This window comes from Lysinibacillus sphaericus OT4b.31, from assembly GCF_000392615.1.
GTDB classification, from domain to species: Bacteria; Bacillota; Bacilli; order Bacillales_A; family Planococcaceae; genus Lysinibacillus; species Lysinibacillus sphaericus_B.
Map to the genome: position 1 here is coordinate 496,801 of NZ_KB933398.1, position 12,016 is coordinate 508,816.

Below are 12,016 nucleotides of genomic sequence, written 5' to 3' on the forward strand. Positions count from 1 at the left end.
CGACGTTTTTTATTATATAATGAGAAATAAAGGGTAGAAGTCTAAATGGGGGTGGCGTGATGTTCGAGGGGAAATGTTTAATCGTGGAAGGCCGTTCGGATAAGCTTCAAATTGAACCTATTTTGAGTGGAAATGTTATAATACTGTGTACAAATGGTACTATCGGTGTTCATCAATTAGAAGAGTTATTGGATCCTTATGAGGGCTGTGAGCTATACACATTTTTTGATGCTGATCCATCAGGTGATAAGCTGCGGGCACTAATGGACAGACATTATCCAGAGGCGGAGCATTTACGAACGATGCCAACCTATAAAGAAGTAGAGACGACACCAAGGAAAGTGCTAGCAATGATTTTACTGCGCGCACATTTCTCAATCCATAATGAATATATTTTGTAAGGTTGCGTGAAAAGATGGAAGAATGGTCAAAAGAGCAGTGGGAAGTTGCTATGCAGTCTGGTAAAAAAACTGCCTTTTATTTATATACACCTATGTGTGGGACGTGTGCAGTCGCATCTAAAATGATAAATATCGTTGAGCAACTGTTGCCACAGATTCAGTTTGGTAAAGCTAATATGAATTTTTTGGAGCCTTTAGCTTATGAGCACCAAATTGAAAGTGTACCATGCTTACTTATTAGTGATGGCGATAAAGTTACAGAAAAGGTATATGCTTTTCAATCCGTACCATTTTTATACGAATTGTTAAAAAAACCGATTGACTGAACTTTGCTAGCGTGGTAAAGTATCAATTATATTAATTTTATTCAGCATACGTTCTAAATGAAAATAAAATATCGAACTCTTATGAAGAGTGGCGGAGGGAAGTGCCCGATGAAGCCCGGCAACCATCACATATGTGAAAAGGTGCCAAATCACCCAAAGAAATTTTCTTTGAAAGATGAGAGAACGGTTCAACGTATAAAGTACGTGACCCCTTCAACTTGTCTGCAAGTGAAGGGGTTTTCTATATGAGAAAAGGAGTATTTGCTATGATACAGCTTCAAAATATTACGAAGAAGTACAAAACCACGAATGGCGAATTAACAGCAGTCAAAGATGTCAACCTTTCCATTAATAAAGGTGAAATCTTTGGTATTATCGGCTATAGTGGCGCTGGTAAAAGTACGATGATTCGGTTATTAAACGGTTTAGAAAAGCCGACATCTGGTACGGTGACGGTTAACAACGAAGAATTTTCATCTATTAAAGGGCAAAAGCTCCGAAATGCTAGACAAAAAGTAAGTATGATTTTTCAACATTTTAACTTACTTTGGTCTCGAACAGTTGCGGAAAATATTGCTTTCCCATTAGAAATTGCAGGTATACCTAAAGCACAACGAGAGGCACGCGTGAATGAATTGATTGCACTTGTTGGTCTAGAGGGCCGTGACAAAGCGTATCCATCACAGCTATCGGGTGGACAAAAACAACGCGTTGGTATCGCACGTGCGTTGGCCAATAATCCTGAAGTATTGTTATGTGATGAAGCAACATCAGCACTGGATCCAGAGACAACAGATGCAATTCTTGATTTGCTTGTAGACATTAACGAACGATTAGGCCTAACAATTGTCTTAATCACACATGAGATGCATGTAATTCGTAAAATTTGTCATCGTGTGGCGGTGATGGAGGCTGGAGAAATTGTTGAACGTGGTGAGGTATTGCAAGTATTCCAAGCACCGCAAGCGGCTATAACGAAAAAGTTTGTATCTCAAATTACCGATACGAAGGAAACACAGGAAACCGTGGCTCAGCTAAGGCTGAATTATCCTACTGGTCAACTTGTCAAACTTGTCTTTGTAGGTGAAAAAACAAAGCAGCCTGTTATTTCACATCTAGTGAAGCAGTTTGATGTTGACATGAGTATTGTTCATGGTAACATTTCGCAAACTAAAAATGGCGCATACGGTACGCTCATTGTACAAATTGATGGTTCAGAGACCAATGTGACTGCTGCTTTAAGTTATTTAAATACAGTAGAAGTACAAACGGAGGTGATTACAGATGCTAACTAGTCTCTTTCCGAATGTCGACTGGGAAAAAATGTGGGAAGCGACATATGAAACACTATATATGACTTCTATCTCAGCAGTTGTAACCTTTATTCTTGGGTTAGCAATTGGCATCATCCTATTTCTAACAAGTCCTAACCAACTATGGGCTAATAAATTGGTTAACTTTTTAACAGGCTCGGTCGTTAATATATTCCGCTCGATTCCGTTTATCGTGTTAATCATCTTATTAATTCCATTCACGAAATTTTTACTTGGGACAATCCGTGGGGCAGATGCAGCCTTACCTGCACTAATTATAGGTGCCGCACCGTTCTATGCACGAATGGTATTAATAGCTTTACGTGAAATTGATAGAGGTGTCATTGAGGCGGCTCGTTCAATGGGGGCAAAAACTTCTACAATTATTTGGAAAGTTTTAATTCCTGAATCCTTGCCTGCACTTATTTCGGGCCTTACAGTAACTGCAGTTGCACTTGTCGGCTATACAGCAATGGCAGGCATTATTGGTGCTGGTGGTCTCGGGAACTTAGCCTTTTTAGATGGTTTCCAACGTAATCGTCAAGACGTAACATTAATGGCAACGATTTTAATTTTAGTAGTAGTATTTATCATTCAATGGATTGGCGACATGATAACAGCCAAAACAGACAAACGTTAAGGTTATTCCGGTTTCATACCGCTAACATATTTTTGAACAAGATAAAAGGGAGTGTAAACAAATGAAGAAGTTTTTAGCAGGTTTATTCTTATCAGTCCTTGTACTAGCTCTAGCAGCTTGTGGTGCCGATAAAAAAGAAGATGCAGGTTCAACAACTGGAGATAAAGCAGACGATAAGGAAAATGTAACATTAACTGTAGGTGCATCTAATACACCACATGCAGTCATCTTAGAAGAAGCAAAATCAATTTTAGCTGAACAAGGTATTGATCTAAAAATTGAAACGTATACAGATTATGTACTACCAAACCAAGATTTAGAATCTAAAACTCTTGATGCAAACTATTTCCAACATATTCCTTACTTAGATTTACAAATCAAAGATAATGGTTATGATTTCGTCAATGCTGGCGGTGTTCACATCGAGCCAATCGGAATTTACTCTAAAAAATATAAGACTCTTGAGGACCTGCCAGAAGGTGCAACGATCTTACTTTCTAACTCTGTTTCAGACCACGGGCGTATGCTTTCATTATTAGAAGCTAAAGGCTTAATTAAATTAAAAGAGGGTATCGACAAAACAGCAGCTGAAATCAAAGACATCGCAGAAAATCCTAAAAACTTTAAATTCGATGCAAATACTGCACCAGAAATGCTGGTACAAATGTTTGAAAATGAAGAAGGCGACGCAGTTCTTATCAACTCCAACTTCGCAATTGATAACGGTTTAAACCCAACGGAAGATGCAATCTCTCTTGAAGATAAAGAGTCACCATATGTAAACATTATCGCAGTACGCGCTGGCGATGAAACAAAACCAGGAATTAAAAAATTATTAGAAGTATTAACGTCTAAAGAAATCCAAGACTTCATCATTGAAGAGTGGAAGGGCGCAGTTGTACCAGTTAAGTAATTTATTTTAGTAAAGAGTATATGATTAAATAGTACAAACTTTGGTTTGTACTATTTTTTTTGTAAAAATAGAGATAGGTTGCACATTCCTTTAAGACAAAATTCCTACTTTATGAGGAACAATAATAAAAAGAAATATATCCTTCTTTTTGTTTATTTCTATTTTTGAAAATTTTCGGTACGGTATAACTAGTTTGAACGAATGGGGCTGTGTAAAATTATTAATAGTCGAAAGTTTAAGTTGGTAATCATATGCATATTATTTATGTCACTGAATAGTACAACTATAAAGGCAGATAGTATTACAGAAGATGAACGTTCTACATGGATTTGGAATCCGTGGATACTTGTGGATAACGAAATTGATACATTACAATTTTTGGAAAACAAACAAATAAACAAAGTTTATTTGCAAATTGATTATGAAATATCAAGAAGCGTTTATCAAAACTTTATTGAAAAGGCTACAGCGAAAAACATCCTAATATACGCACTTGCTGGGGAAACTTATTGGATTACAGAGAATGGCATGGAGTATCAAAATCAACTTATGGATTGGCTTGAGCTTTATCAACGTGAAGCAACCGAGGCACAACGTTTTTTAGGAATACATTTAGATATTGAGCCATATGATACAAATATTTGGTCTACAAAACAAACAATCGCGATTCAAACTTATCAACAGTTAGTTATACATGCTAAAAAGAAAGCACGACCATTAAAATTAACACTAGAATTAGATATACCTTTTTGGTATGACGAAATCTCATATGAGACTAAATATGGTAAAGGTATTTTATCAGAATGGTTAATTAACTATTCAGATGGTGTGACGATAATGGCTTATCGAGATAATTCACAGGACATTATACAAATCGTAAAAAATGAAATTGAATATGCTAAACGAATGGATAAAAAAGTTGTTGTAGGTGTTGAAACTTTGAAGTCAGCAGAGGGCGACTTAGTTAGCTTCTCAGAAGAAGGAGAAGCATATATGGATCGACAATTGAAAAAAGTTCAAAAACATTTTTTAAAAAAACAGAGCTTTAAAGGTATTGCAATCCACCATCTTGAAAGTTGGATGGAAATGCGACCGTAAATGCCAGTTAGTCTTAACGGCTATTCAATTAATCGGGACAAAGTTGTCTTGTAATCAGCAATAAAAGGGCATTTTCCTTCATTTGTTCGTTGTCATAAAAGGAAAGAATCTGCAAAACTTCCTCGTCTTATCTGAGGAATGCAGCAGATTTTTTCTTTTATTTAATGCAATTTTTTTAATTTTTTATTTGTTTAGAATTTGTTTAGAATTTGTTTAGTTCGAACTGTTATATTCTTATAAAAGGATACTAATATGATATACTGTAAAACGTTGAAAAAGCTCATAACCACATCAAGTAAAAAGCAATATCCTACCTTTATCTTATCTCCAAAAAAGCACATATTAATATATAAATATAACTAGTACGTATTAGTGTGATAGTTTAATTATTTTTTCTTCTTTCGGTAGTTTTGCTGCGAAAGCGGAGCGTCAGATACAGAATACTACTTGTACCTCTATACAGAAATTTCTAGAAGCAGTCATACTCATTTGATAATAAGGTTTTTTAAATATAGCTAAGTTTGTTTTTTATTTATTGTTTAGAATGAATGAAAAATTGTTGAGCCTATACAAATTTGTTATAGAGGATATTATATTAAAAATCGTCAATTTATTGTGGAATATATTCTCCTTATTTAACAGTAATGAATGAATTAAAAAGAAGGGAATTTGATGAAAATATGACGAAAAACACCTATTGATCATAATAGTTCCACAGTGCAAATAAATATCATATTAAGAAAATGTAAGAGGAGTATAGGATGGACACTTTAATTAAAGCGACACAAAAAGTAAATATTTCTAATGAAAGTTATATTGTACCAATTTTCGATGTGTTAAAGGCAAATGTTATTCGTTCACATATGGAATTGACAGTTATTTTTTTAAAGGCAACTGTAACCGACCCCCATCAAAATAATATGATTGAAGATTTAGAAGAACAAATTGCTCATTTTCTTGTATCCGAAGTTCGGAATACCGATATGCTTTTTAGGTTAGAGGGAAGTTTACGATGGGGAATTTTGTTACCACAAAATGGTGAGGAGGAGGGAAAAGCATTTTTAAATCGAATTTTTCAACTCGTAATAAATGAGAACTTCCCTTTAAAAATCGATTCAACTTTTACATTTCAGGGAATTATTGTAGAGGTTAAAAATGATCAAGTAATGTTTGAAGATTTAAAAGATAAACAGTTTGAAGTTTTTAGTCAACTATCAGAACCTTGGAAAATCGAAATCGTGACGAGCTTTAAGGCACAACCAATTAAAAAAGTGAAAGTAAGTATTTTAGAGGAAAATACTATTTTTAGCGAAGTATTAGAATTGACAGTTCAAAAAATGGTAGTAGATCACTTTCAATTGGAAACAAAAATATTTTCAGATGGGCACGAATTTTTACAGTCAGATTGGTATTTATCTGGACATACGCATATTGTCATTATGAATGATATTTTGCCTCGTAAAAATGGCCTCAATGTCTTGCACACATTAAGGCAAATGGCTAATCAAAAGAAATTTATTATTTATATGATGACAAATAGAAAGTCTCAGGGAGATATGATCTATGCATATGAAAGTGGCGTTGATGAGTATTTAATTAAGCCATTCGATTTAAATTTATTTCAAGCACAATTAAAACGAACATTTGCGAGGTTATGATTATGATTGAATTATCTATTCAATTATTATTATATATTATTGCTATTCTCTTAGTATTTTGCGGTGTAGCAATGATTTATTTAATCTATCAAAGAGGGTATGAAGAAAGAAAGAAGCATGAGATTGAAAAGTATATACAAAAAACAAAAATAATTTGGCAGGAGTACTTTCTAGAGGACGACCAATTTACTGTTACGCTAATTCCTAAAAATAAAAATCAAATATTAGCGGTAGAACACATATTTTTATCGTATTTAAGAAATATTTCCAATCCGATTATTCAACAAAAAATATATAATTTTGCACAAATGTATTTAAAGGACTATTACCAAAATGAATTAAAATCCAAAAACGGGAGTAAGAAAATGAATGCAATGTACCGCATTGCTGATTTCCATATAAAAGAGCTTATCAGTACTTGCGAAGTATCCATTAAACACAAACATTCTATAGAAGTATTTCAGCTATTAAAAATATATTCTATTCTTGAAAAAGAAAAATTTATACATGAAATATTGCTATGTAATTATTCTTTTTCAGAAAGTGAATATAAAAAGTTATTTTCATATTTAGATGTAGAAATGCTCCAACAATTTATGGGGAAATTGGAAAATTTACATCAAGCGGCACAATATGCTTTGATTGATACAATTGCAGCAAAAGGCAGTATGGAAGTTATAGAGGGACTTGAGGAATTATTAGCAAGTGAGGATACTGAAATTCGCATTCGGACTCTTAGAGGACTAGAAAGAATTGGGGTTATCCGAGATTTAGAGACGTATATTCCATTTGTTAATTCGTCAATATGGGAAGAAAGATTAATGGTCGCAAAATTATTTAAGTATGCACCTTTAACATATACTTCCGGGCATTTAGAAAAATTGTTACAAGATAGTAATTGGTGGGTGCGGTCACAAGCAGCAAGTACGATAATTGAAGATCCCAGAGGTTATCAGAGATTAAAAAAATTCATTGAAACAACAAATGACCAATATGCAATTGATATGGCTAATGAAGTATTAGAAAAAAGGATGCGTGCAGTATGATTATACTTGACTATTTAATGTGGTTTTTTGGTGGGTTAATCATAATTTATATGCTACTGGTTATAGTAACGTATGGACTTATGTTCTTCTTTGCCTTTTTTAAGCTACGAAAAGAATATAGGCTTGATCACACTGAAATGGATGATACGTATATTGATGCGTTCTATTCTAAACCAGTATCTGTAATTATACCTGCTTATAATGAAGAAGTAGGTATTGTGGATAGTATTCATTCTCTACTTAGTTTACACTATCCAGAATTTGAAATAATCATTGTCAATGATGGTTCTACTGATCGTACTCAAGAAATAGTTATTGAGCATTTTCAAATGCAAAAAATTGAAAAAGTAATAAAGATGGAAATCCCAGCAAGTCCTATTAATCAAATCTATCAATCACAAATTCACCCAAATTGTTTTTTAGTAGAGAAAGAGAATGGTGGAAAGGCAGATGCTTTGAATGTAGGCATTAATGTGGCAAGATATCCTTATTTTTGTTCTGTTGATGGAGATTCAATTCTGGAGAGTACATCTTTATTACGTTTAATGAAACCCATTGCCTTATCTGATGGTGAGGTAATTGCGGCAGGAGGAAATGTTCAAATTGCCAATGGAATGAATATGCAACTTGGCTCCATTTTAGAAACAAACTTATCTAAAAATTATTTAGTTACTATGCAAATTATTGAATACTTTAGAGCTTTTTTAATAGGACGAATTACGCTAAGTAAATTTAACTTGGTTTTAATTATTTCAGGTGCATTTAGTCTGTTTTCAAAAAAATGGGTAGTAGAAGCAGGTGGCTATACTAAAAGTATGATTGGTGAAGATATGGAGCTCGTAGTAAAACTGCATCAATATATCCGTAAAAAGAAAGAAAATAAACGTATTGAATTTGTAGAGAACCCTGTTTGTTGGACAGAGGCACCAGAAACAATGGCTGTTTTAAGGCGACAAAGAAGAAGGTGGCATCAAGGATTATTAGAGAGTTTATGGAGTCATAAAACAATGACTTTTAATCCAAAATATGGAGGTATTGGGTTATTATCCTTCCCCTATTTTTGGCTCATTGAAGGCTTAGGACCGATTGTCGAACTTGGTGGGTATATTTATATTGTTTTTGCTTTTTTCTTAGGTGACATCTATTATGAGATAGCCATTTTGCTACTTTTATCATTTGTACTGTATGGTGTTGTATTTTCAATAATGGCTGTGTTATTTGAAGCATGGAGCAAAAATAAAACATTCAAGGTTGCTGACTTAATACGTATGATGTTACTAAGTTTTACAGAAATGTTTTGGTATCGTCCTATTACACTTATTTGGCGTTGTGAAGGTCTTTTGAACTTTTTAGTAAGAAGACGAGAGTGGGGCAAAATGGATCGTAAAGGTATTTCAAGCAAGGAGCAAGAATCGATATGAAGCGTATTTATTTGGGAATTATAGTAGTGTTATTACTTATAGTGATACCAATTGCTCTTTGGTTTGTGTCACCTAATAAACAACTGAATGTTGCAATCATTGATAAAACAGTGAAGGATGAATCATATCGAGAGCATTTAGGGTTAACTTGGCTATTAAATTTTTTGAAGTACGAACATAAAGAAGGTCAATATGATGAATCCAAGGATTATTTTGGGACAATTCCAGATGAACAAAATAACAGTGTGTCTACTTCTCAAATGCCAAAGGATTACAAAGATTATGATGTAATTTATTTAGCGGATACGTACGGTGTCTATGAAGATGATCTCAACCCGAAGCAAGAAAGATTGGGGGCACGCACAAAGAAAATTGTTGGTGGATTAGAATCGCAAGAATGGGATGCTATGATGAAACGTTTAACTAGTGCCGAAAAAAGTTTATTTATTGCAGAATTTAACTCTATTGCATCACCAACGTCTCCTGAAGTGCGAAATCAAGTGCTAGATTATTTGAAAATAGATTGGTCTGGCTGGATTGGTCGCTATTTTGAAGAATTAGATTATAGAAAAAATAATGAAATTCCACAATGGGTTGTTGATAAATTTAAGGATGACTGGAAATATGAAGGTGGGGGCTTCATATTAGTAAATGACTTTACAGATGAGGTTTTTGTTTTAGAATTAAATAAACATATTGATAAAGAAGGTATTTATCTTAACTTCATTAAAGCAGGACAAAAGTTCTTGAATGTTTCATCAAGCACACGATATGATTACTGGTTTGATATTGTTACGGCGCAAAATGAGCAAGATGTTTTAGCGAATTATGAGTGGAGTTTAACTGATGAAGGAGAAAAATTATTAAATGAACATGATGTTCCTCTTTCATTCGCAGCCGTTGTTTCAGGTGAACAAAAAAATGCTACAAAATATTATTTTGCAGGCGATTTTAATGATATGAATAAAGTGCCATTTTTCTATAAGATGAAAGGGCTAGCATCAGTCTATAAAGTTTTACAAAATTTTTCAGATGATGCTTTCTATTGGTCAGCATATGTACCGATGATGAAGTCTATTTTGGAAGAATTCGAGAAAAAAGAAGTTAAGCAGAAATCTGACGGTTCATCAATAAATAATTTAGGTTATAATGCACGTATTAATGATCAAACATTTGAAATTTTAAAAGATGGGCAATGGGAAGCTATCACCCTCAAAGGCGTTAATATGGGGATGGGAAAACCAGGTTATTTCCCTGGAGAGGCGGCCATTACGGAGGATGAATATTATCGCTGGTTCCAACAGATTGGTAAAATGAATGCCAATACAATCCGAGTCTATACGTTACATCCACCTGGCTTTTATAGAGCTTTAAAAAGATATAATGAAGAAGCAGAAAATCCTTTATATGTGCTACATGGAGTGTGGATTGAAGAAGAAGGTTTAGAGGAAACTTTAGATGCTTATGATCCTGCAACGCTTGAGAAATTCCGAGCAGAAATGAAAACCCTTGTAGATGTCATTCACGGTAATAAATATGTAGAGCACGTAGTAGGACATGCATCTGGTTATTATGATACGGATGTTTCACAGTATATAATCGGTTGGGTTATTGGTATCGAATGGTACCCTCATATGGTGAACGGAACAAATGAAAAGCATGCTACTATTGGACAATATGATGGTGTTTATTTCCAAACAAAAAATGCTTCCCCATTTGAATATTGGATTGCAGAACAAATGGATTATATTACGCAATATGAACAAAATAATTATGGCTGGATGCATCCTATGAGCTTTACAAACTGGGTTACAACAGATTTATTAGATCATCCATCTGAGCCGAATACAGATGAAGATATTGCAAGTGTTAATCCGAATGTCGTTTATACGAAAGGGTTAGCGAAACAAACAGGTCAATTTGCATCGTACCATGTGTATCCATACTATCCAGATTTCTTTAACTATGATCAAAAATACTTGTCGTATGTGGATCATCGTGGAGAAAAAAATAGTTATGCAGGCTATTTAGCAGAATTACACGCTGCACATCGTATGCCAATATTAATCGCTGAGTTTGGAATCCCTGGTTCACGTGGTTTAACCCATGATAATCCATATGGCTGGACTCAGGGATTTGTATCAGAGCGGGAGCAAGGTGAAATATTAACCCATCTGTTTGAGGATATTATGGCAGAGGATTTACTTGGCGGATTAGTATTTACTTGGCAAGATGAGTGGTTTAAACGTACTTGGAATACGATGGACTATGATAATCCAAACCAACGCCCTTATTGGTCTAATGCACAAACAAATGAACAACAATTTGGTTTACTAAGCTTTGATCGGCATAAGGTACAGGTTGACGGAGATATATCAGAATGGAAAGCTCCCCTTTTATATAAACAGCAAAAAAACAAGCCTTCAATGAGCGTTGATTATGATGAAAGATACTTGTACCTTCAATTAAAAGGAGATGTACTCAATAAAATATCTACTACTCAAATTCTATTAGATGTTATGCCGAATCAGGGAAAAACAGCAAAATCAGATTTGAAAGGAGTAACGTTCAAAAATGGCATTGAGTTTGTTGTCGAGCTTAATAAGAATAAGGAGTCACGTATCGTCATCGATCCTTATTATGATTTCTATTCTTATTTATATGGACATGAATTAAAGCTTATCGACATTCCATCTTCAAGTGTTATGAAAAAGAACACTACGTTCAGTCCGATTTACTATGCTTTAAATAAAGAGCTATACTTGCCAGAACAGGATATAGATGTACCTTTTTCAGCATATGAAACAGGCAAATTAATAGAGGGAAATGGTAATCCGAAGGCAGAGGATTATAATTCTCTTGTCGATTATAATTGGAGCGACAAAGGAACTATAGAATTACGTATTCCTTGGTTACTTCTTCAATCAAAGGATCCCAGTCATAAAGAATTTATAGGGGATTTCTATAAAGAAAACGGAGAAGTATCAGTTTTTGTAGATAAAATAAATATAGGTGCATTGTTTGTTAATGATAAGCATGAGGTTGTATCTTCATTGCCAGAGATTGAAAAAGGTGTACTTAATCAATTGCATAGTTATACATGGGATAATTGGAATCTGCCTAAAACTGAAGAACGGTTAAAAAATTCCTATGGCATTATGAAAGAAACATTTAAGAGATTTGAATAGTGGTTTAAAGGA

At 34.1% G+C, this 12,016-nt stretch carries 10 protein-coding genes and 1 riboswitch; all 10 genes read left to right on the plus strand.

What is annotated here, in order from left to right:
• Window positions 1–59: 59 nt before the first annotated feature.
• The 10 genes from H131_RS02345 (at window position 60) to H131_RS02390 (ending at window position 12,004) form a co-directional block, all read left to right on the plus strand.
• Window positions 60–401: a small primase-like protein gene (locus H131_RS02345; RefSeq protein WP_010857441.1), complete on the plus strand. Its 342-nt coding sequence runs from the start codon at window positions 60–62 to the stop codon at window positions 399–401.
• A gap of 14 nt (window positions 402–415) precedes the next feature.
• Entirely contained in the window at window positions 416–727 is a 312-nt protein-coding gene (locus tag H131_RS02350; protein WP_010857442.1) for a thioredoxin family protein, read from the plus strand.
• A gap of 76 nt (window positions 728–803) precedes the next feature.
• Window positions 804–909: riboswitch (SAM riboswitch) on the plus strand.
• 84 nt (window positions 910–993) lie between these two features.
• A complete protein-coding gene (locus H131_RS02355; RefSeq protein WP_010857443.1) occupies window positions 994–2,022 on the plus strand; it encodes a methionine ABC transporter ATP-binding protein in 1,029 nt (342 codons plus the stop codon).
• The gene (locus tag H131_RS02360) at window positions 2,012–2,680 is read left to right on the plus strand and encodes a methionine ABC transporter permease (RefSeq protein ID WP_010857444.1); all 669 of its coding nucleotides are present in this window, start codon (window positions 2,012–2,014) and stop codon (window positions 2,678–2,680) included. Before H131_RS02355 ends, H131_RS02360 begins: the two co-directional genes overlap by 11 nt.
• Before the next feature lie 61 nt (window positions 2,681–2,741).
• Complete coding sequence (locus tag H131_RS02365; protein ID WP_010857445.1) at window positions 2,742–3,593, plus strand: MetQ/NlpA family ABC transporter substrate-binding protein; 852 nt, start codon at window positions 2,742–2,744, stop codon at window positions 3,591–3,593.
• 264 nt (window positions 3,594–3,857) lie between these two features.
• A complete protein-coding gene (locus H131_RS02370) occupies window positions 3,858–4,691 on the plus strand; it encodes a hypothetical protein (protein ID WP_010857446.1) in 834 nt (277 codons plus the stop codon).
• A gap of 761 nt (window positions 4,692–5,452) precedes the next feature.
• Window positions 5,453–6,349: a response regulator gene (locus tag H131_RS02375; protein ID WP_010857447.1), complete on the plus strand. Its 897-nt coding sequence runs from the start codon at window positions 5,453–5,455 to the stop codon at window positions 6,347–6,349.
• A 2-nt stretch (window positions 6,350–6,351) separates the two neighbouring features.
• Complete coding sequence (locus H131_RS02380; protein WP_010857448.1) at window positions 6,352–7,395, plus strand: HEAT repeat domain-containing protein; 1,044 nt, start codon at window positions 6,352–6,354, stop codon at window positions 7,393–7,395.
• On the plus strand, window positions 7,392–8,816 hold the full coding sequence (locus H131_RS02385) for a glycosyltransferase family 2 protein (protein ID WP_010857449.1): 1,425 nt from the start codon (window positions 7,392–7,394) through the stop codon (window positions 8,814–8,816). The genes H131_RS02380 and H131_RS02385 overlap by 4 nt, the downstream gene beginning before the upstream one ends.
• Window positions 8,813–12,004: a hypothetical protein gene (locus H131_RS02390; protein WP_010857450.1), complete on the plus strand. Its 3,192-nt coding sequence runs from the start codon at window positions 8,813–8,815 to the stop codon at window positions 12,002–12,004. The genes H131_RS02385 and H131_RS02390 overlap by 4 nt, the downstream gene beginning before the upstream one ends.
• Window positions 12,005–12,016 lie beyond the last annotated feature (12 nt).